Source organism: Kitasatospora sp. NPDC036993, assembly GCF_055607525.1.
The window spans coordinates 25745-46736 of the sequence record NZ_JBVJRP010000014.1 but is presented as its reverse complement, the minus strand read 5'-3'; the positions used below and the strand labels follow the sequence as shown (position 1 = coordinate 46736).

Below are 20992 nucleotides of genomic sequence, written 5' to 3'. Positions count from 1 at the left end.
TGCACGCTGATCGAGGACGGCACCTACGCCTTCCTGGAGGCCGCGCCGCCCCCGCCGCTGCACGCCCTCGCCCCGGAACGCACCTGCTACGTGGCCGGCCTCTCCAAGAGCGTGGCGCCGGGCCTGCGGTTCGGCTACGCCGTCCTGCCCGACCACCTGCTCCGGGCCGCCACCACCAGCCTGCGCGCGACGGCCTGGGGCGCCCCCGGCCTGATCACCGCCCTCGCCACCGGCTGGCTCGCCGACGGCACGGTCGCGCGTCTGGAACGGGACCGCCGCACGGACGCCGCCGCCCGTCTGACCATCGCCCGCACCGCCCTGGCCGGCCTGACCACCACGGCCCACCCCGCCTCGTACATCCTCTGGCTCACCCTCGAACCCCACCAGCGCCCCGACCACGCGGCCGCCGCCCTCGCCGCCGAGGGCATCCTGATCTCCACCGCCGACGCCTTCGCCACCACTCCCCACCACCCCAACGCCCTCCGCCTGACCCTCGCCACGCCCCCGCTCCCCGCCCTCCCCGCCGTCCTCGCCCGCCTCCGCACCACCCTCGAAGCCATCGCCCCCTGACGCCCCCGCACCAGAAGCCGACCGGCCTGACGTCCCACTCCGCCGCCCCACCCCACATCTCAACTGCCACGCCCGCACCAGAAGTCGACCGGCCCGACTTCCCACTCCGACCACCAGCAACTCGCACCAGAAGTCGGCCGGCCCGACTTCCTACTCCGCCGCTTCCCGCTCCGCCGCGCGGGCGAAGCGGGTGCTCCAGTCCGCGAGGAGGATCCTGAGGGCATCCGGGCCGACGACCTGGAACTCGGCGCCGAGGGAGCCCAGGGCCATGGCGGGCCAGTCGAGCGAGTCCGCGGTCATCCGGAGCCGGCAGCGGCCGGCGGCGACGGGTTCGACAGTGGCCCAGCGGCCGACGCGGGCCCGGACCCGGTCGGCGGGTGCCTCCACCAGGGCTTCCACCAGGTGCGGCCGGGGCATGCCCTGGAGGCCGGCCCGGACGAACTCGGCCGCGTCGGCCGCCGGGAGGGCGCGCGGGGCGAAGCGGGCCCCGCTGCCGGACGGCGCGGTGAGGCGGTCGAGGCGGAAGCTGCGCCAGTCGGCCCGGTCGAGGTCGTACGCGACCAGGTACCAGCGCCGGTTCAGGCAGACCAGCCGGTGCGGTTCGACGTGCCGTTCCGTGCCGCGCCCGTCCGCGGCCGTGTAGGAGAACCGCACCCGTTCGCCGTCCCGGCAGACGAGCGCCACCACCGTCAGGACGTCCGGATCGACGCCGGCGCCCGGCCGGCTGCCCCAGTCCACCGGGACGGTCACCGCGCGCAGCGCCTCCACCCGGCGGCGCAGGCGGGCCGGCATCACCTGGACCACCTTCGCCAGCACCCGCACGGAGGCCTCGGCGACCCCCTCGACCGGGCTCTCCGCCGCCGCCTGCAGGCCCACCGCGAGGGCCACCGCCTCCTCGTCGTCGATCACCAGCGGCGGCAGCGCCGCACCCGCCGCCAGCTGGTAGCCGCCGTCGACGCCGCGCTGCGCCTCCACGGGGTAGCCGAGTTCGCGCAGCCGGTCGACGTCGCGGCGCAGGGTGCGGACGGAGACGCCGAGGCGGTCGGCCAGGTCCCCGCCCGGCCAGTACCGGTGGGTCTGGAGCAGGGAGAGCAGTCGCAGCGTCCGGGTGCTGGTGTTCGCCATGCCATCGATTCTCCCCGGGATTCAGGACAGGAAGTGACCGCAATGGTCCGTAACGTTGTTCTTGTCCGAGGGAGCAGGAACCGAACGAAGGGCCGACACCATGACCACCACCGACGCCACCACCACCGACGCGACCACCACCACCGGCGCGACCACCCCCGCCGCCGGCAAGCTCACCGGCGAGCGCGCCGACCTCCTGGAGGCCCTGGAGAAGCAGCGGCACTTCCTCCGCTTCACCACCCGCGACCTCACCGACGAGCAGGCCGGCCTGCGGACCTGTGCGAGCGAGCTGTGCCTGGGCGGCCTGATCAAGCACGTGACCAGCGTCGAGCGGACCTGGGCGGAGTTCATCGTCCGGGGCCCGTCCGCGATGCCCGACTTCACCAACTGGACCGAGGAGGACCTCGCCCGCCGCGCGGACGAGTTCCGGATGCTGCCTGGCGAGACGCTGGCCGGCGTGCTCGCCGCCTACGCCAAGGTGGCCCGTCGCACCGACCAGCTGGTCGCCGACCTGCCCGACCTGGACGCCACCCAGCCGCTGCCGAAGGCTCCGTGGTTCGACGCGGACATCGCGTGGTCGGCCCGCCGGGTGCTGCTGCACGTCGCCAACGAGACCGCCCAGCACGCCGGCCACGCCGACATCATCCGGGAGTCCCTGGACGGCGCGAAGAGCATGGGCTGAGCCCGGGCCGGCCGCCGTCGGGGCCCGCCGGCATCGGCCGACGGGCCCCGGAGCCGCCCTCAGGCCCGCCCGACGAAGGTGAATCCGGCCCCGTCGACCGCGCCGCGCACCACCGCCTCGTCCAGCGGCTGCGCGGAGGCCACGGTGACCCGCCCGCTCGGCGCGTCGGCGCTGACGTCGGTGACGCCGGGCAGCATGGCGAGCCCGGCACTGACCGTCCGCTCGCAGTGGCCGCAGCTCATCCCGTCGACGGTGAAAACAGCGGTGGTGGACATGGCGGTGCCTCCGATGGCATTGCGGACGGGAGGGATCGACCCGGACGGACCGACCGGCACCACGACACCCGAATCCGACGGCGCCGCACAGGGACACGCCGTACGGGTGACACCATCGAGCGGTTCCGGGAACCACCCGGGCCTCCCGTCCGACAGGGCCCGCACCGTGGCGCACGCCACACTTGCCCGGCTTCCCGAACCGCCGCCCCACCCCGTCGCGTTCCTCCAGGTACGTCCCTTCGCAGCACCGGGCACCACCCGGGTACCACCGCGGACCGCCAGGCCGCCGACCGGCCGCCCGGCCCGCCGATCCGTCCTGGAGCGCTTCCGCCATGTCCACCCCGGCCCCGCCCCGCCCCCTCATACGGCTCCGCCGCTGGAAGCCCTGGCACGGCGCCCTCGTCCTCGCGCTGGTCGCGGCCCTGGCCTCCGGCCTGCTCTGGTGGCAGCCGTGGAGCGACGAGGACCCGGGCCGGCTGGCGTTCACCACCGCGCCCGGCGGGTCCGCCCGCTTCGGCACCGGCGAGCACCTGTACCGCTACAAGGTGCGGGTGGAGGACGGGATCGCGGAGAGCCCGGAACAGTTCGCCGCCGAGGTGGACGCGGTCCTCGGCGACGTCACGCACGGCTGGGCGGCCGGCGGCGCGGCCTCGTTCCAGCGGATGCCCGCCGACCCGGTGGACTTCACCGTCTACCTGGCCACCCCGAAGTCCACCGACCGGATCTGCGGCCAGTACGGGCTGGACACCGGCGGCTGGGTGAACTGCGGCGTCACCCACCAGGTGGTCATCAACCTCAAGCGCTGGACCGAGCTGTCCGAGTTCTACCGGGGGCAGCCCGAGCAGTACCACGCGCTCGCCGTCAACCACGAGGTCGGCCACATCCTCGGCAACGGCCACGTCGACTGCCCCGGCCCGGGTGCCCCGGCGCCGGTGATGATGCAGCAGATCAAGGGCCTGCACGGCTGCGTCCCCAACGGCCGCCCGTACGGGGATGCCGGCGTCCTGCTCACCGGCCCGCCCGTCCAGGCCCCCACCAACGCGCCGTAGCCGACCCGCCGAATCGCCGAACCGCACGGCACGGCTCGGCCCTGAACGACACCGACCCCCACCCCCTCCCGAACCGTCCGCCCGAAACACGGATAATCCTGGTCGGACCGGACGCACCCGCACCGCGCGCCCGGTCCCGGTCGTGTCCGCCGTCGGTGCCGGTGAAGCGGGGAAGAGCGTGGAGGAGAAGCGTTGAACGGTGTGACCACCGGGGAGAGCCTGGACTGGCCGGTGCTGCTGGAGGCCGCGGAGGCGGCCGCCCGGGCGACCACGGGCCGGGGCCGGGTCGCCGACTACATCCCGGCCCTCGCCACCGCCGACCCGGAGGCCTTCGGCATGGCCGTCGCCACCGTCGACGGAGAGCTGTACGGCGTCGGGGACTGGGAGCGGCCGTTCTCCGTCCAGAGCGTGTCGAAGCTGTTCTCGCTCGCCCTCGCGGTGGCCTACGGCGGCGACACGCTCTGGCGGGGCGTCGGCCGCGAGCCGTCCGGCAACCCGTTCAACTCCCTGGTGCAGCTGGAGACCGAGCACGGCATCCCGCGCAACCCGTTCATCAACGCCGGGGCCCTGGTGGTCACCGACCGCCTCCAGACCATGACCGGCGACGCCTCCGGCGCGGTACGGGAGTTCCTGCGCCGCGAGTCCGGGAACCCGCTGCTCGACACCGACCCGGTGGTCGCCGCCTCGGAGGCCGAACACGGCCACCGCAACGCCGCGCTGGCCCACTTCATCGCCAGCCACGGCAACCTGGAGAACCCGGTCGAGACCGTCCTGGAGCACTACTACGCCCACTGCGCCGTCGCCGCGAGCTGCCGCGACCTGGTGCTGGCCGGCTCCTTCCTCGCCCGCTACGGCGTGCGCACCGACGGCACCCGGCTGGTGTCCCGCAGCGAGGCGAAGCGGCTCAACGCCGTCCTGCTCACCTGCGGCACCTACGACGCCGCCGGCGAGTTCGCCTTCCGGGTGGGCCTGCCCGGCAAGAGCGGCGTCGGCGGCGGCGTCCTCGCCATACTCCCCGGCCGCGCCGCGGTCTGCGCCTGGGGCCCGCGCCTCGACCAGGCCGGCAACTCCGTCGCCGCGGTCACCGCCCTGGACACCCTGACCACCCTCTCGGGGTGCTCGGTCTTCTGACGAAGCGGGCGACCGGGCCCCGGCCGTCCGCACGGCGACCCGGGCCCGGTGGTTCCAGCGGCGACGGCCGCCCGGCTGCCCGGCCGGACGGCCGTCCGGGGTGACGGCTACTCCACCGTCACGCTCTTCGCCAGGTTGCGCGGCTTGTCCACGTCCCGGCCGAGGGCGACCGCCGCGTGGTACGCGAGCAGCTGGAGCGGGATGTTGAGCAGCAGCGGGTCCAGCTCGGGCTCGCTCCTGGGCACCAGGATGCAGTGGTCCGCGAGCTTCTCCTCCGGCCGCCGGTGGGCGATCGCGATGACCCGCCCCGAGCGGGCCTTGATCTCGCCCAGCGTGGTCAGGTTCTTGTCCAGCAGCTCGTCGTCCGGTACCAGTGCCACGGTGGGCAGTTCGGGGCTGATCAGCGCCAGCGGGCCGTGCTTGAGCTCGCTCGCCGGGTAGGCCTCGGCGTGCACGTAGGAGATCTCCTTGAGCTTCTGCGCGCCTTCGCGGGCCACCGGGTAGCCGCGCACCCGGCCGATGAACATCATGCCCGTCGAGTCGGCGTACTCGGCGGCGAGTCCGGCGATGGCCTCGCCCTGCTCCAGCACCTCGCGGATCTGGTCCGGCAGCGCCTTGAGCGCCGAGACGATCCGGCGCCCGTCGGCGGGCGACAGGTCGTGGATGCGCCCGAAGTGCAGGGCGAGCAGCGCGAAGGCGACCACGGTGGAGGTGAACGCCTTGGTGGAGGCGACCGAGACCTCGGGACCGGCGTGCAGGTAGATACCGCCGTCACACTCTCGGGCGATAGCACTGCCCACGGTGTTGACGACGCCGAGCACCCGGCCGCCCTTGCGCTTGACCTCCTGGACGGCGGCCAGCGTGTCGTAGGTCTCGCCGGACTGGCTGACCGCGACGTACAGGGTGTCCGCCTCGATCACCGGGTTCCGGTAGCGGAACTCCGAGGCCGGCTCGCTGTGCGCGGGGATCCGGGCCAGCTCCTCGATCAGCTGCGCGCCCATCTCGCCCGCGTAGTAGGCCGATCCGCAGCCGAGGATCTTCACCCGGCGGATCTCCCGCAGCTCCCTGGCGTCCAGGTTGAGGCCGCCGAGGTGCGCGGTGGCGAAGCGCTCGTCGAGCCGGCCGCTCAGGGTGCGCTCGACCGAGCCGGGCTGCTCGTGGATCTCCTTGAGCAGGAAGTGCTCGTAGCCGCCGGTGTCGTAGGAGTCGACCTCCCAGTCCACGGTGGACGGCTGGCGGTGCGTGGTGCGGGCGTCCTCGGTGAAGGTGCGGAAGCCGTCGGCCCGGACGGTGGCCAGCTCGCCGTCCTCCAGGTGGACGACCTGGCGGGTGTAGCGGACCAGCGCGGAGACGTCCGAGGCGACGAACATCTCCTTCTCGCCGATGCCCAGCACGATCGGGCTGCCGTTGCGGGCGACCACGATCCGGTCCGGCTGCTCGGCGTCGAGCACCGCGATGCCGTAGGTGCCGACCACCCGGCCGAGCGCGGCGCGGACGGCGTCCTCCAGCTCGACGCCCTCGGCGACGTTCGCGGCGATCAGGTGGGCGAGCACCTCGGTGTCGGTCTCGGAGCGGAACACCGCGCCGTCGGCGGTGAGCTTGGCGCGCAGCTCGTCGGCGTTCTCGACGATGCCGTTGTGGACGACGGCGATGCGCTCGGCGCCATCCAGGTGGGGGTGGGCGTTGGCGTCGCTGGGGACGCCGTGGGTGGCCCAGCGGGTGTGGCCGATGCCGGTGGTGCCCTTGAACCGGGCCGGCACGGCGGCGGCCAGGTCGGCCACCCGGCCCTTCACCTTGCGGAGCCTGATCCCGCCGCCGCGCCCGGTGACGGCGACGCCGGCCGAGTCGTAGCCGCGGTACTCCAGCCGTGCCAGCCCCTCCAGCAGGAAGGGGGTAGCGTCCTTGGGGCCGATGTAGGCCACGATTCCGCACATGCGTGGTCTCCTCTCCGGAGGTCTTCAGAAGGTCGGGAGCGGCGGCTCAGCCGTAGACGATCCGCCGCAGCTGGCGGGCCGAGAGCTCCGGCGCCGCGACCCGGCGCCGCGGCAGTTCCTCGGCGAGCCTGGCGAAGATCCGCTCGTTGGTCAGACCGCGTGCCTGGAGCTCGGTGTGGCGGCGGCGCACGTACTCCTCGGTGTTCTCGGAGAAGTACGCCAGCACCTCCGCCACGACCCGCGCCGCCTCCCTGGGCCCGAGCGGGCTGGTCCTGGTGAGGTGGGCGAGGAGGTCTTCGTGAGGGTGGGGTGAGCTCGGCACGAGTGAGGAGCCTAGGTCGGACGGACCGTCGGATCCAAAGTTCCTGCCCGAAATCGGGCAGACATTACGACTTTCAGCCTAGCTCCATCGCTTCTTCACATTCAGACCCCGACCGGCCACCCGTTCGCCCCGGTTCTCGAAAGCCCCTTGAAGCGGCGCCGACTCCGCACGTAGCGTGACCCCTTGAACACGAAGCGGAAGACCGGAGGCTTGCGGATGTGCGGGATCACCGGATGGGTCGCCTACGAGCGCGACCTCACCGCCGAGCGGGGTGTCCTCGACGCGATGACGGCCACCCAGCTCCGCCGCGGCCCGGACGCCGGCGGCGTCCACCTGGAGCCGCACGCCGCGCTCGGCCACCGCCGGCTCGCGGTGATCGACATCGCGGGCGGCGTCCAGCCGATGACGGCCGAGCACGACGGCCGGCCACTGGCCGTCCTCACCTACAGCGGCGAGGTCTACAACCACCGCGAGCTGCGCGCGGAACTGGAGGCGGCCGGGCACCGCTTCCGCACCCGCAGCGACACCGAGGTCGTGCTGCGCGCCTACCTGGAGTGGGGCGAACACCTGGCCGAGCGGCTCAACGGGATGTTCGCCTTCGCGGTGTGGGACATCCGGCGCGAGGAGCTGCTGCTGGTCCGCGACCGGATGGGCGTCAAACCCCTGTACTACCACCGCACCCGGGACGGCGTGGTCTTCGGCTCCGAGGTCAAGGCCCTGCTCGCCCACCCCGCGGTACGCCCCGTGGTGGACCTGGACGGGCTGCGCGAACTGCTCGGCTACACCCGCACGCCCGGCCTCACCCCGTACCGGGACATCCACGAGGTCCGGCCCGGGCACGTCGTCCGGGTGCGCCGCGAGGGCCTCTCGGTCCGCCGCTACTGGGCGCTGGAGGCACGCGAGCACGCGGACAGCCTGGAGGCCACCGTCGCCACCGTCCGGGCCCTGCTGGACGACATCGTGCACCGTCAGCTCGAATCGGACGTGCCGCTCTGCTCGCTGCTCTCCGGCGGCCTGGACTCCAGCGCCGTCACCGCCCTCGCCGCCCGGACGCTGGGCGCCGCCGGGGCAGGGCCGGTGCGCTCCTTCGCCGTCGGCTTCGCGGGCCAGAGCGAGACCTTCCTCGCCGACGACGTCCGGCAGACCCAGGACGGCCCGTTCGCCCGGCTGCTCGCCGACCACGTCGGCGCCGACCACAGCGTCATCGAGCTGGACGCCGCCGACCTCTCCGACCCGTCCCGGCGCTCCGTCGTGCTGCGCGCCCGCGACCTGCCGAACGGCGTCGGCGACATGGACACCTCGCTGATGCTGCTCTTCCGGGGCGTGCGCCGGCACTCCACCGTCGCCCTGTCCGGCGAGTCCGCGGACGAGCTCTTCGGCGGCTACCGCTGGTTCCACGACCCGAAGACGATCGCCGTCGAGGACTTCCCCTGGGCGCTCGGGCTCACCGACATCGCCGGCGGCGGCGCCACCCCGCGCGAGCACCTCCTCGACGCCGAACTGCTCCGCAAGCTCGATCTGGACGGCTACCGCAGGGCCCGCTACCGCGAGGCGATCGCGGAGGTCCCGCACCTGCCGGCGGCCGATCCGACGGAGCGGCGGATGCGCGAGATCTCGTACCTCAACCTGACCCGCTTCGTCTGCATCCTGCTCGACCGCAAGGACCGGATGAGCATGACCAACGGCCTGGAGGTACGGGTGCCGTTCTGCGACCACCGGCTGGTCCAGTACGTGTTCAACGCCCCGTGGGCGATGAAGTCCTTCGACGGGCGGGAGAAGAGCCTGCTGCGCGCGGCCGTCCGGGACGTGCTGCCGGCCGCCGTCGCCGAGCGGGCGAAGAGCCCGTACCCGGTCACCACCGACCCGCACTACCCGGCGAAGCTGCGCGCCGAACTCGCCCGGCTCGCCGCCGAGCGCACCTCCCCGGCCCTGGACCTGCTCGACCGGCGGCGCCTCGCCGACGCGCTCGCGCCGGAGACCGACCCGCAGTCCGTCCGGCTGGCCGTGGACCTCGCGCTGGACTTCGACGCCTGGCTGACGGAGTACCAGGTGACGCTGGAACTCTGAGCACCCGGGCACCGGGGACCGCCACCCGGACGGCGCAGCGGTCCCCGGCCGCGCCCGGATACTCCGTCCGGGTGATTGTGGGGAACCATCCCGCCGGACTCCGGGGTCCCGCGGTGCGGTAGCGTCGCCGACACCTCCCGAATGGCGGGCGATTTCGCGGATAACCCGCTCATGTGCCGTCAGGATGGGAACGAAACGTTCGCCTCGATCCGCCGGGGGATCCCGTCATGCAGCCGCGAGTCTTCGCGATTCTCACCGCCCTGCTCCTGGGCGTCCTGGGCCTGGGGTCGGTGGCCGTCACCGACTGGTCGCCCGCGGCGGCCACCGCGACCCAGGCCGCCAAGGCCTCCGGGGCCCCCGCCGCCGGAACCGGCGCCCAGCCGGCCGCGGCCGGCCCCGCGAGCGCCACCCCGACCGGCGACCCGGCGGTGTGGACCCGCTCGACGCTGCGCAACAAGCTGATGGCCGAGATGGACGCCACCGACCCCGGTGTCGCCCTGGCCGACCTCGACAAGATCAGCAAGGAGAAGCCGTACACCGTGCGCTTCTGCCACCCGATCGCGCACGAGCTCGGCCACGCGGCGGTCAAGCGCTTCAACGCCGACTTCCAGAAGGTCATCTCCTTCCCGCACGAGACCTGCGCGGCCGGCTACCTGCACGGCGCGGTCGAGGAGATGCTCAACGCCTCCTCCCAGCCGGAGACGGACCTGCTCAAGCTCTGCGCACCCAAGAACAGCGGGCCCTGCATCCACGGCGTCGGCCACGGCACCATGTTCGTGGTCAAGCAGGACGTGGCCAAGGCGCGGGACCTGTGCAACAAGTTCCCCTCCGACCAGAACCGGATCCGCTGCTCCGAGGGCCTGTTCATGCAGCTCTTCGGTCCGGACGAGGAGGACGAGCAGGCCAAGGCCAACCTGCCCGCCGACAAGCTCGCCCAGGACCCGCTCTACCCGTGCAAGGACCAGCCGTCGCTGTTCCAGTCCGCCTGCTTCTTCTACGCCCCGACGTTCTACCTGTCCTCGCACGACTACCCGAACCACCCCGAGGTCTACGCCGAGGCCCTCAAGTGGTGCCTCAACGGCAAGGCCGGCGGCGGGGCGGTGGACTGCAGCCGCGGGGTCGGCTCGCGCACCATGAAGTACAACCTGGACCGCGAGGACTGGGCGTCCCAGCAGTGCGCCACCGCGGCGGACGGCTGGCAGCGCAAGGCCTGCGCCGAGGGCCTGGTCAGCTACTACACGGTCAACTACACCGACGGCGGCGCGGCCGGACGGCTCTGCGCCAAGATCACCGACAAGGAGATGCAGGGGTACTGCCGCTCGGCGAGCGGCCTGTCCAGCACGCTGGACTGACGCCCCCGGCCTCCCCGGAGGACCCCCGGACCGGCCTTCCCCGGCCCCGCTGACCTGCACTCCCGTCTCACCATGAGGGCCCGCGCCACGGCGCGGGCCCTTTTTCGTACGATCGACTCTCCGTAAGATCACCGGACCACGGTGCGCCGAGGAAGCCGCGCCTCCCCAGTCCCTCCCCCGGCCTCCCTGGAGCACGCCCATGACCACCGAGGACTTCCCCGGCGACGAATTCCGCAGCGCCGCCCACGCCACCGCCGACCTCGTCGCCGACTACCTCGCCGAACTGCCCGACCGCCCGGTCTGGCGGCCCATGGACGTGACCGCCCGCCGGACCCTGCTCGACGCCCCGCTGCCCGCCGAGGGCCGCCCGCTCGACGAGCTGATCGGCGCCATCGGGCGCGACGTCCTCCCGTACCCGATGGGCAACGGCAACCCGCGCTTCTTCGGCTGGGTCAACTCCGCCCCCGCACCCGCCGGGGTGCTCGCCACCCTCGCCGCCTCCGCGATGAACCCCAGCTCGGCCGGCGGCGACCACGCCGACGTCCACCTGGAGCGCGCCGTGGTCCGCTGGATAGCCGAGCTGGTCGGCTTCCCGCACCCGGCCGGCGGCGGCCTGCTCACCTCCGGCACCTCGATGGCGACCATCGTCTGCCTCGCCGCCGCCCGCGACCGGGCCGCCCGGCAGGCAGGCCGGAACGTCCGCGAGGACGGCCTGGGGAGCCTGCCGCCGCTGGTCGGCTACGTCACCGGCGAGACCCACACCTGCGTCCGCAAGGCCGCCGAACTCCTCGGCCTCGGCAGCAGGCAGCTGCGCACCGTGGACACCGGCCCCGACGGCCGGCTGGACATCGCCGACCTGCGCTCGGCCGTCGAGCGCGACCGTGCGGACGGCCTGCTGCCCTTCCTGGTCGTCGCCTCGGCCGGCACCGTCGGCACCGGCGCGGTGGACGAGTTCGGCCCGATCGCCGACCTGTGCGAGGAGCAGCGGCTCTGGCTGCACGTGGACGGCGCGTACGGCGCCTTCGGCCGGCTCGACCCGGCCATCGCCCACCGCTACGCCGGCCTGGAGCGCGCCGACTCGCTCGCCCTCGACCCGCACAAGTGGCTCGGCGTCCCGGTCGACTGCGGCTGCGCGCTGGTCCGCGACACCGAGGAGCTGCGCGGCACCTTCAGCCTCGTCCCGTCCTACCTGCGCGACGAGGCGGCCGGCGCGCTCGGCTGGTTCTCCGAGTACGGCACCGAGCAGACCCGGCCCTTCCGCGCCCTCAAGGTCTGGGCCACCATCGCCCACAAGGGCCGGGCCGGCCTCGCCCAGGACATCGCCCGGTGCACCGCGCTGGCCCGCCGCCTCGGCGAACTCATCGAGGCGGACGAGGAGTTGGAGCTGCTCGCCGAGGTGCAGACCTCGATCGTGGCGTTCCGCCACCGCGCGCCGGGGCTGGACGAGCGGGCCCGCGACGCCCTCAACCGCGACCTCCCCGCCGCCGTCCAGCAACGCGGCCGGGTGTTCGTGACCGGCGCCCGGCTCGGCACCGACGAGATGCTCCGCGCCTGCCTCCTCAACGCCACCACGACGGAGGCCGACCTCCGGCTCCTGCTCGCCGAGGTCAAGGCGACGGCCGCCGAGCTGCTGCGGTAGCGGGCCCCGGCCCGCGCCGGCCGGGTCGACCGGTGCCGGTCAGGACGGCGGTCAGTCCTTCGCCTCGACCTCGACCGCCGCGCGGATCTCCAGCGTGCGCCGCGCCAGGTCCTGCGGCGCGAGCTCGCCGGTCCAGTCGATGACGATGCCGAGAGTGGTTCCGTCCGCCCACGCGCAGACGGCCCCCGCGTCCTCTCCGGACCCCACCACCGCGCAGTCGAGCGCGCCCTGGAGGGGACCCGCCGGGTAGTCCAGGCGGTCCACGGCCTTGTCGCCGGTCACCGGATCCACGGCGAAGAACCTGTCCAGCTGGTACCGCGCGTCCGCGAAGGTCCCGGTCAGCCCGATCACCGTCAGCGAGGGCTCGGTCGACCCGGCGCTCCCGTAGGCGGCCATTGCCAGCTCCCGGTACGGGCGGAACGGGGTCAGGTTCTTCTCCATGTCGAGGCGCTCGGCCCTGAAGGACTCGTCCTCCGGCAGCCGGAACTGGTGGCCGATCTCCTCCGGCAGCACGATCCGGTGCCTGGGCAGGTCGCCGGCGCCGGTCACCACGGCCACGATCAGCGCGGTGAACAGGCCGACCACCACCGCCCCCGCGATCAGGGCCTTGGGGGACGCCCTGCGATACCAGGGCAAGGGAGCCACCGGTTCCAGGGTGTTCGCCCAGATCGCCCGGAGGCCGCCGGACTCCTCGGCCGCACGCCCCTCGGGGGTGCGCTCCCCGGGGGCGGGCTGCTCGGCAACGGTGTCGGTCATTCGGTTCCTTCACACAAGGGAACGGAAAAGTCACCGGATGATACGACCGCACCCACACACCGCACACCTGTTTTCCCGGCGGCGGGGGCGGGGCCGAGTGCCGCCCCCGCCCCCGGACCCGACGCGATCAGCCCCGGCCGGCGGGCCGGTCGGCGGGCCGGACGACGCAGGCCGAGTTCGCCAGCATCGAGCCGAAGCCGCCGAACAGGGTGCCGATCACCTGCCGGCAGGTGGCGGCCTCCTCGGGTGTCGTGGGGCCGTCGGCGGCGGCGGCCGGCTGGGCGAGGGAGAAGGGCAGGGCGAGCAGCAGGGTGCAACAGGCCGTGGCCAGTGCGGAGTTCTTCACGGACATCGGAAAGCCCCTTCGGAGGGAGACGGGATCGGCGGTGAAGCCGAGCCATCCCTATCCGAAGGGGCCGCTCCGCTCACGGATTCTGGGCCATCCGTGAGCGTTTCCACATCATCCGATCAGCGGCCCGGGAGATCACCCGCTCCCGGCCTGGGAGCCGGATCCGACCGCTCCACCTCCCGGATCGCGGCGGCGAGTTCGGCGACCCCGTGCTCCCGCAGCACCCCGTAGTGGTCACCGGACAGGTCGACCACGGTGGGCGGGGCTGCGGAGTAGCCGCTGCTGCCCTCGATGAAGGAGTAGTCGTCGCCCGCGGCCTTGAAGACCGTCACCCGGGCGTCCAGCCGCCGCTCGGCGAGTTCGCGGAAGCTGTACTCGAACTCGTAGGTCTCGCCGACGATCCCGGTGATCCGGCGGATCAACTCCTCGTCCAGCTCCGGCAGCATCCGGTGCACGGCGGCGACGAAGGTGGACTCGTCCACCGTCTCGGCCAGGCAGCGCTCCAGCTCGGGCCCGCGGATCCGGCCGGTGAACACCCCGAACAGGATGGTCAGGTACGCCGGATCGGCGTACGAGGCCTCGCGGCCCCGCCGCCCGCCGTCGCCCCCGCGCACCTTCGGGTTGCCGGGGCAGATCAGCAGCAGCCGCTCCACCCGCTGCCCGGCCCGCTCCAGCTGCCAGGCCGCCTCGAAGGCGACCCGGGCGCCGAAGGAGAAGCCCCACAGCGTGTACGGCCCCTCCGGCTGCACCCGGCGCAGCCCGGCGACGTCGGCGGCGGCCATCTCCCGGATGGTCGGGTACGGCGTCTCGCCCGCGTTGATGCCGTGCGCCTGGACGCCGTAGAAGGCCCGGCCCCCGCTCGCCTCCCGGCCGAGCAGCCGCAGGTTCATCGGGTAGCCGCCCAGCCCGGGCCAGCAGAACACGGCCCGGCCGGCCTCCCCCGGGTGCAGCGGCACCAGCCGCGAGACCGGGGCCCGGCCGCCACGCCCGGCATCGCGTCCGGCACCGTCACCGCGGGCCCGCTCGATGCGCGCGGCCAGGTCCCCCAGCCGGGGGCACTCGAACAGCACCTGGAGCGGCAGCGCGATGCCGAACTCGCGGTTGATCCGGTTGACCAGGGCGACGGCGATCAGCGAGTTCCCGCCGACCGCGAAGAACTCGTCCGTCACCGAGACGTCCTCGTACGTCAGCGCCCGCCCCCAGACCCCGGCCAGCCACCGCTCGCGCTCCGTGCCGGGCGCGACGTACTCGCCGCGCACACCGGCCGTCCGGACGGCCTCGGAGGCGGCCAGCGCCCCGAGGTCCACCTTGCCGTTCGCGGTGAGCGGCAGGGCGTCCAGCACCAGCACCCGGTTGGGCAGCATGTAGTCGGGCAGCAGGGTGGCCAGTTCGTCCTTGATGATCTCGGCCGGGCCCTTCATGTGGACGGTGTCCTCGCGCATCCCCTCGCTGCGGATCTGCTCCTCGCTCACCTTCCCGCCGAGGAAGAAGTACGAGGGGCCCGGGGCGATGCCGCGGCCGGCCAGGATCTCGTCGACGCGGCGCGCGGCCGGCAGCGGACGGCCGGACCTGGAGCTGTAGCCGGAGGACATGAAGCCCAGGGCCAGGCCGTTGCGCTGGAGGCGGTGCAGCACCGTGCCCAGCTCGATGTACTCCAGCCACTCCTCCTCGGCGCGGCTGACGGCCGTGATGCCGAACGCGGCCCTGGCGTAGACGGCCTGGTTGATCGCGATCACGTGCCTGGACTCCACCACCTCGTCCGCGACGCGCGTCAACTCGCCGTCGGCGTACCGGTAGAGGCCGCCCGGCAGGCCGCCCACCCGGCCCTCGTGGGCCTGGACGTACAGCTCGACGCGCTCGGCCCGCGCCGGGCCGCCGGCCCGGACGACCGTGAAGCCGCCCAGGTAGTGGTCCTCCTCGGCGACGTCCAGCCGTTCCTTCGCCGCCGGGCCGGGGCCGAGCGGGCGGACGTCCAGCCCGTACTCGGGCAGCACCTCCTCCAGGACGCCCAGCATGTGGCCGGTCTCGAACTCCAGCACCTCACGGATGTTGTTCTTGTAGACGGGCTCGATGGCGCCGTGCTTCCCGGAGAAGTGCAGCGTCAGGTAGGCCTCGGCGCGGACCTCGGCGGGCCCGATCCGGACCAGGGCGTGCTCGACCGGGTGGTAGTAGTACAGCCCCGCCGCGAGCCCGTCCAGGCCGCCGGTCTCCAGGTACAGCTGGGTCGCGTAGAGCGCGCCGGGCGAGGCGTAGGCGTACTTCGGCAGCAGCCGCTCCTCGCTGTGGAACTGGCCGAACCACCGTAGTACACGGCCGAGTTCGGGGAAGCTCAGCAGCTCCAGGCCGCGCCCGAAGGTGCCGGCCCGGCGTGGGGCGAGCAGTGCGGTGAGGTCCTCCACGGTGACCGTGCCGCCGTCGTAGAAGCGGTAGGTCTTGCGGGCGAAGGCCTCCCGGCGCTGGGCCTCGGTCTCCTTCCGGCCGGGCAGCCCGACCCGCTCGCGGCCGTCCAGCCGGGCCGGGTCGCGCAGGCCGGGATCGGACAGCTGGGCCCTGACCTGGAGCTTGCTGGCCTTGGACTGGTGGTGGCCGCCGTGGTCGCCCTGGTCCATCAGCGCCGCCTCGCGCGGGTTGAGCTCGACGCAGGCGACCAGGTTCGGGTGCCCGGTGCGGTCGTCCCCGGTGACGACCGCGGCCGAGCGGCGCACCCAGGTGTGCTCCTCGATCGCGCGGGCGATCTCGTCCAGCTCGACCCGGTACCCGCGCAGCTTCACCTGGTTGTCCACCCGGCCGGCGAACTGGAGCGTGCCGTCCGGGTTCCGCTGCACGAGGTCGCCGGTGCGGTAGAGCCGCTCGCCGGGGACGAACGGGGAGCGGACGAACCGCTCGGCGGTCAGCTCCGGCCGGTTCAGGTAGCCGCGGGCCAGCTGGACACCGCCGATGTACAGCTCGCCGACGCCGTCCGCGGCCACCGGCACCAGTGCGTCGTCCAGGACGTGGCACTGGGTGTCGGCCACCGGCCGGCCGATCGGCACCGAGCCGGCTCCGTCGACCGGATCGGCCGGGTCCACCACGTACGAGGTGGCGTTGATGGTGCACTCGGTCGGGCCGTACAGGTTGACCAGCTCCGCCCGCGGCAGGGCCAGGACCAGGTCACGGGCGAGCCGCCGGGACAGCGCCTCGCCGCCGGAGAACACCCGGGCCAGGCTGGTGCAGCGGGTGAAGCCCTCGGTGTCCAGCAGCGCCCGGAGCAGGGTGGGCACGCACTGGAGCGCGGTCACCCGGTGCCGCTGCACGGCGGCGACCAGCGCCTCCGGGTCGCGGTGGAGGCCCGGCGTGCCGGCCACCACCCTGGCGCCGACGGCCGGGGCGAGGATCTCCCACTGCGCGGCGTCGAAGCTCATCGGGGTCTTCTGGAGCACGGTGACCGCCGGGTCGAGGTGCCCGGCGGAGAGCAGCCAGCGCAGCTGGGAGACCACCGAGCGGTGCTCGATCAGCACGCCCTTGGGCCTGCCGGTGCTGCCCGAGGTGTAGATCACATAAGCCAGCGACTCCGACCCGGCCGCGTCCTCCTCGGGCTGCTCCTCGGCGGCGTCCCGAGGCAGGGACCGGGACACGGGCCGAGGCACGACCCGGGACACGGCCCGAGGCAGGGACCGGACCGGCGGGACGTCCTCGAAGGTGACGATCACGGTCCCGGCCGGGACCAGCCCGGCCAGCCGCTCGCGCAGGTGCGCCTGGGCGAGCACGATCCCGGTACCGCTGTCCTCGATCATGTAGCGGAGCCGCTCCTCGGGGTACTCGGGCGACAGCGGCAGGTAGCCGGCCCCGGCGTACAGGACGCCCCAGGCCCCGACGACCAGCTCGACGGACGGCTCCGCGTAGAGACCGACGCAGCCGTCCGGTCCGGCGCCCAGGTCGCGCAGCCGCGCGGCCAGCCGGCGGGCGATTCCCGACAGCTCCCGGAAGGTGAGGCCGCCGGCCTCGCCGAGGACGGCCGGGGCACCGGGCCGGGTGCGCGCCTGCCGGTCGAGCAGACCGGTGAGCGCGGTGCCGGCCGGGGCGCGGCGGGCGTGCGGGACGGCAGGAGTGCCGGCGGTGGCGGTGGCGGTGGCGGTGGCGGTGGCGGTGGCGGTGGCGGTGTGGACGGGCGGGGTGTCGCGCATGGGAACGGCCTTCGCTGCGTGGACGTACGGGCTTGGCCTCCTGCGTCACCAGGAGCACCGGGAACGGACTCCACCGTCGGCCGCCCGCCGTCCCACCCGCATGAGGCACCGGTCGGGACCTGCGCCGAGGCCGTCCCGGCCGACCGGCCCGCGGTCCCGGGCCCGGTCCCCCGCCGTCCCGGTCCGGCATCCCGGCGGCCCGGCCCCGCGCCTCGCCGCCCGGCCGCGCCGCGGGCATTCGCACGTTCACGATCACGTAACCGAACGGAAGCGCACCGTCGGTAGCGTCGGCGGCATGAAGGCATCACGCACTCGCCCCGAACGGCTCTGGCACCGGCCCTTCCGCAGGTCCGACCGCAGGTGCGCGGCGCCCGAGGGCCAGGTCGGCCGACTGCCCGCGCTCACCGGCGGTCCGTACCGGACGGCCCGGCCGCACCCGTCCCCGGCCCGTCCGGCCGGCCAGGCGCCGGACGCCGCGTCCCGGCTGTCCCTGCCGGACGGGACCGAGCTGCTGCTGCGCCCGGCCGGGCCGGACGACCGGGCGGCGGCGCTGGCGATGCACCGCCGCTGCTCCCCCGACGTGCTGCGGCTGCGCTACCACGGCCCGGTCCGCGACGCCGGCCGCTACCTGGACCACCTGCTGGACCCCCGGCACGGCCACAGCCTCGCGGTGGCCGCCCCGGACGGGCGGATCGTCGCGCTCGGGCACCTGATGTGGGACGACGGGGAGGCCGAGCTGGCGCTCCTGGTGGAGGACGCCTGGCAGCGGCGCGGGCTGGGCCTGGCGCTGCTGCGGCGGCTGTCCGCGACGGCCGGGGCGGCCGGCGTCCGGACGGTGTACGCGGTGACCCACAGCACCAACACCGGGCTGATCGCCGCGATGCGGCGGCTGGACGCACCGCTGGACTTCCACACCGAGGACGGCACCCTGGTGATCACCGCCACGCTCGCGACCGGCGATCCGGCCGGCTGCGCCCACCGTCCGGGCCGCTGATCATTTCTTCACCACATCCTTACCGGGGCTGCCGGGGAACCGGCGGTGCCTGCGGAACGTCGTCAGGCGAGAAGGGGCCGGACCCCTGGGGTCGCTCCGTACACCGCCCTCCCTGACAGGCTCTCAGCCGCCCCGGTGAGCACGTCGCAGCAGGCGGCGCGGGGTCCGGATCGTCCGGTCGGGCTACGGAGTCGGTAGGCTGATCCCCGTCCCCGCCGCCCGACGGCCCGTTGTCCGGCCTGGGCGGTGCCGCAGCAAGGAGGAACCACTGAGCATGGCAGGCACCGAATCGGAGCCCACAGGCGCACGCGACGCCTCGCTGCCGGCCCGCGCCAAGATCGCGGTCACCGCCGGCCGGGTCGCCGCCGCCGTGTCGCGCAAGGCCGGGCGCGGGAGCGGCTCGGTGATCGGCGGCAAGGTCGCCCTCAAGCTCGACCCCGACCTGCTCGCCACCCTCGCCGACCACCTCGACGTCGTCCTGGTCAGCGCGACCAACGGCAAGACCACCACCACCCGCCTGATCGCCGAGGCGCTGCGCGCCGCCGGACCGGTGGTCTCCAACGCCCTGGGCGCCAACATGCCGGCGGGCATCACCTCCGCCCTGGCCGGCGGCTCTGACGCCCGCTTCGGCGTGATCGAGGTCGACGAGAAGTACCTGGCGACGGTCGCCCGCGACACCCGCCCCAAGGCCATCGCCCTGCTCAACCTCTCCCGCGACCAGCTCGACCGCGCCGCCGAGACCCGGATGATGGCCGAGAAGTGGCGCGAGGGCCTCCAGAACACCGAGGCCGTGGTCATCGCGAACGCCGACGACCCGCTGGTGACCTGGGCCGCCTCCTCCTGCAAGAAGGTGGTCTGGGTGGCCGCCGGACAGGCCTGGAAGGAGGACGCCTGGTCCTGCCCCGCCTGCGGTGGCGTGATGCAGCGCCCCGGCGACGACTGGTTCTGCCAGGACTGCGGCTTCCGCCGGCCCAACCCGCACTGGGCGCTCCAGGGCACCCACGTCATCGACCCGCAGCGCGGCGCCTGGCCGATCCAGCTCCAGCTGCCCGGCCGTGCCAACCTGGCCAACGCCACCAGCTCGGCAGCCGTCGCCGCCGTGTTCGGCGTCTCGCCGCAGGTCGCGCTGGACCGGATGCGCGCGGTGACCGCCGTCGCCGGCCGCTACGACGTGGTCCAGTACCAGGGCCGGGACATCCGCCTGCTGCTGGCCAAGAACCCGGCCGGCTGGCTGGAGACCTTCTCGCTGATCGACGGCCCGCCCGCCCCGGTGATCCTCTCCGTCAACGCCCTCGACGCCGACGGCACCGACACCTCCTGGCTGTGGGACGTCGACTACGAGCGCCTCGCCGGGCACCCGGTCTTCGTGATGGGCCAGCGCAAGCTGGACCTGGCCGTCCGGCTGGAGGTCGCCGGGCTCCAGTTCCACGTGGTGGACACCCTGGAGCAGGCCGTCCGGATGGCCCCGCCCGGCCGGATCGAGGCCATCGCCAACTACACCGCCTTCCAGCAGCTGCGGAAGGTCGTGGCCGGCTGATGCCGCGCCCGCACACCAGTCTTTACGTGACGGAAGGCCTTCGAGGATGAGTGAGAGCAGCCTGCGCGTGGTCTGGGTGTACCCGGACCTGCTCAGCACCTACGGCGACCGGGGCAACGCCCTGGTCGTGGAGCGCCGGGCCCGCCAGCGCCACCTCAACGTGACCCGGATCGACGTCCGCTCCGACCAGGCGATCCCCACCAGCGGTGACATCTACCTGATCGGCGGCGGCGAGGACCGCCCGCAGCGCCTGGCCGCCGAACGGCTGCGCGCCGACAGCGGCCTGGTGCGGGCCTCCCAGAACGGCGCGATCATCTTCGGTGTCTGCGCGGGCTTCCAGATCATGGGCCACGAGTTCATCAACGACCTCGGCGAGCGCGAGCCCGGCCTGGGCCTGCTCGACGTCTGGACCACCCGTGGCGAGGGCGCCCGCTGCGTCGGCGACGTGCTCGCCGACGTCGACCCCCGGCTCGGCCTGCCGCAGCTGACGGGCTTCGAGAACCACCAGGGCGTCACCCACCTCGGCCAGGGCGTCCAGCCCTTCGCCAACGTCACCGTCGGCCGGGGCAACGGCACCGGTGACGGCACCGAGGGCGCCTGGCGGGACACCGTCTTCGGCACCTACCTGCACGGTCCGGTGCTGGCGCGCAACCCCGCCGTGGCCGACATGCTGATCAAGCTGGCGCTGGACGTGAACGCCCTGCCGCCGGCCGACACCACCTGGTACGACGCGCTGCGCGCCGAGCGCATCGCGGCCGCGACGCGCCCCCAGTAGTCCGTCCGGTCGTCCCGGCCGGGTGCCCGCCATGCGGTCATCCGGTCCGCGGACGGCCCGGACGTACCACAATGGGGCTGCCTACTGCACACCCTCCTCGGCAGCAGGCTGCACTTCCACGCGGGGGCGCCGAAGGCGCCGCTCCCGCGTCGGCTCCTGCCCGGCCGGACCAGGGGCCGTATGCTCGACTTCACGGCCGTTTTCGGATGCTCTGTCCGGATCGGCCGGTCCTTCACCCCACGGCCACCTCCCCGCCATCCCGGCGTGGGGGC

Annotated in this window: 17 protein-coding genes; 10 read left to right on the top strand and 7 right to left on the bottom strand. The window is 73.9% G+C overall.

Features of this window, described 5'->3' with window-relative positions; all coding sequences use genetic code 11:
* The first annotated feature begins 6 nt into the window (after positions 1 to 6).
* Positions 7 to 570: an aminotransferase class I/II-fold pyridoxal phosphate-dependent enzyme gene (locus tag ACZ7C5_RS27580; RefSeq protein ID WP_470323676.1), complete on the top strand. Its 564-nt coding sequence runs from the start codon at positions 7 to 9 to the stop codon at positions 568 to 570.
* Positions 571 to 720: 150 nt separating this feature from the next.
* Here the strand turns inward: ACZ7C5_RS27580 and ACZ7C5_RS27575 are convergent, their stop codons facing one another.
* Positions 721 to 1695, bottom strand: a complete 975-nt coding sequence (locus ACZ7C5_RS27575; protein WP_470323651.1) for a helix-turn-helix transcriptional regulator — start codon at positions 1693 to 1695, stop codon at positions 721 to 723.
* Between the two features lie 100 nt (positions 1696 to 1795).
* Between ACZ7C5_RS27575 and ACZ7C5_RS27570 the strand changes: the two genes are divergently transcribed.
* Positions 1796 to 2377 carry a DinB family protein gene (locus ACZ7C5_RS27570; protein WP_401085549.1) on the top strand — a complete coding sequence of 194 codons (582 nt, stop codon included), beginning with the start codon at positions 1796 to 1798 and terminating at the stop codon, positions 2375 to 2377.
* A 59-nt stretch (positions 2378 to 2436) separates the two neighbouring features.
* On the opposite strand, the gene ACZ7C5_RS27565 is transcribed toward ACZ7C5_RS27570, so the two are convergent.
* The gene (locus ACZ7C5_RS27565) at positions 2437 to 2652 is read right to left on the bottom strand and encodes a heavy-metal-associated domain-containing protein (protein WP_188297407.1); all 216 of its coding nucleotides are present in this window, start codon (positions 2650 to 2652) and stop codon (positions 2437 to 2439) included.
* 332 nt (positions 2653 to 2984) lie between these two features.
* Here ACZ7C5_RS27565 and ACZ7C5_RS27560 point away from each other — a divergent pair, with 332 nt between their 5' ends.
* On the top strand, positions 2985 to 3701 hold the full coding sequence (locus ACZ7C5_RS27560) for a DUF3152 domain-containing protein (protein WP_401085553.1): 717 nt from the start codon (positions 2985 to 2987) through the stop codon (positions 3699 to 3701).
* A 219-nt stretch (positions 3702 to 3920) separates the two neighbouring features.
* Positions 3921 to 4832, top strand: coding sequence for a glutaminase (locus ACZ7C5_RS27555; RefSeq protein ID WP_470323675.1), 912 nt, complete (start codon positions 3921 to 3923; stop codon positions 4830 to 4832).
* Between the two features lie 107 nt (positions 4833 to 4939).
* On the opposite strand, the gene glmS is transcribed toward ACZ7C5_RS27555, so the two are convergent.
* Positions 4940 to 6766 (bottom strand): glutamine--fructose-6-phosphate transaminase (isomerizing), encoded by a 1827-nt coding sequence (gene glmS, locus ACZ7C5_RS27550; RefSeq protein ID WP_401085556.1) that lies wholly within the window; start codon positions 6764 to 6766, stop codon positions 4940 to 4942.
* A gap of 46 nt (positions 6767 to 6812) precedes the next feature.
* Complete coding sequence (locus ACZ7C5_RS27545) at positions 6813 to 7088, bottom strand: hypothetical protein (RefSeq protein WP_401085559.1); 276 nt, start codon at positions 7086 to 7088, stop codon at positions 6813 to 6815.
* Between the two features lie 216 nt (positions 7089 to 7304).
* Between ACZ7C5_RS27545 and asnB the strand changes: the two genes are divergently transcribed.
* The 3 genes from asnB to ACZ7C5_RS27530 all read left to right on the top strand — a co-directional run bounded on the left by asnB (position 7305) and on the right by ACZ7C5_RS27530 (position 12146).
* Positions 7305 to 9155, top strand: a complete 1851-nt coding sequence (gene asnB, locus ACZ7C5_RS27540; protein ID WP_401085895.1) for an asparagine synthase (glutamine-hydrolyzing) — start codon at positions 7305 to 7307, stop codon at positions 9153 to 9155.
* A gap of 227 nt (positions 9156 to 9382) precedes the next feature.
* Positions 9383 to 10507 carry a hypothetical protein gene (locus ACZ7C5_RS27535; RefSeq protein ID WP_401085562.1) on the top strand — a complete coding sequence of 375 codons (1125 nt, stop codon included), beginning with the start codon at positions 9383 to 9385 and terminating at the stop codon, positions 10505 to 10507.
* 199 nt (positions 10508 to 10706) lie between these two features.
* Positions 10707 to 12146: a pyridoxal phosphate-dependent decarboxylase family protein gene (locus ACZ7C5_RS27530; protein WP_470323650.1), complete on the top strand. Its 1440-nt coding sequence runs from the start codon at positions 10707 to 10709 to the stop codon at positions 12144 to 12146.
* Between the two features lie 51 nt (positions 12147 to 12197).
* On the opposite strand, the gene ACZ7C5_RS27525 is transcribed toward ACZ7C5_RS27530, so the two are convergent.
* The 3 genes from ACZ7C5_RS27525 to ACZ7C5_RS27515 all read right to left on the bottom strand — a co-directional run bounded on the left by ACZ7C5_RS27525 (position 12198) and on the right by ACZ7C5_RS27515 (position 17414).
* Complete coding sequence (locus ACZ7C5_RS27525; RefSeq protein WP_401085568.1) at positions 12198 to 12902, bottom strand: hypothetical protein; 705 nt, start codon at positions 12900 to 12902, stop codon at positions 12198 to 12200.
* A gap of 127 nt (positions 12903 to 13029) precedes the next feature.
* Entirely contained in the window at positions 13030 to 13254 is a 225-nt protein-coding gene (locus tag ACZ7C5_RS27520; protein WP_470323649.1) for a hypothetical protein, read from the bottom strand.
* 116 nt (positions 13255 to 13370) lie between these two features.
* A complete protein-coding gene (locus ACZ7C5_RS27515) occupies positions 13371 to 17414 on the bottom strand; it encodes an amino acid adenylation domain-containing protein (RefSeq protein ID WP_470323648.1) in 4044 nt (1347 codons plus the stop codon).
* A 295-nt stretch (positions 17415 to 17709) separates the two neighbouring features.
* Here ACZ7C5_RS27515 and ACZ7C5_RS27510 point away from each other — a divergent pair, with 295 nt between their 5' ends.
* The 3 genes from ACZ7C5_RS27510 to ACZ7C5_RS27500 all read left to right on the top strand — a co-directional run bounded on the left by ACZ7C5_RS27510 (position 17710) and on the right by ACZ7C5_RS27500 (position 20720).
* Positions 17710 to 18408, top strand: coding sequence for a GNAT family N-acetyltransferase (locus tag ACZ7C5_RS27510; RefSeq protein ID WP_401085576.1), 699 nt, complete (start codon positions 17710 to 17712; stop codon positions 18406 to 18408).
* 274 nt (positions 18409 to 18682) lie between these two features.
* Positions 18683 to 19945 (top strand): MurT ligase domain-containing protein, encoded by a 1263-nt coding sequence (locus ACZ7C5_RS27505; RefSeq protein ID WP_401085578.1) that lies wholly within the window; start codon positions 18683 to 18685, stop codon positions 19943 to 19945.
* A gap of 46 nt (positions 19946 to 19991) precedes the next feature.
* Positions 19992 to 20720, top strand: coding sequence for a type 1 glutamine amidotransferase (locus tag ACZ7C5_RS27500; protein WP_188301102.1), 729 nt, complete (start codon positions 19992 to 19994; stop codon positions 20718 to 20720).
* The last annotated feature ends 272 nt before the right edge of the window (positions 20721 to 20992 follow it).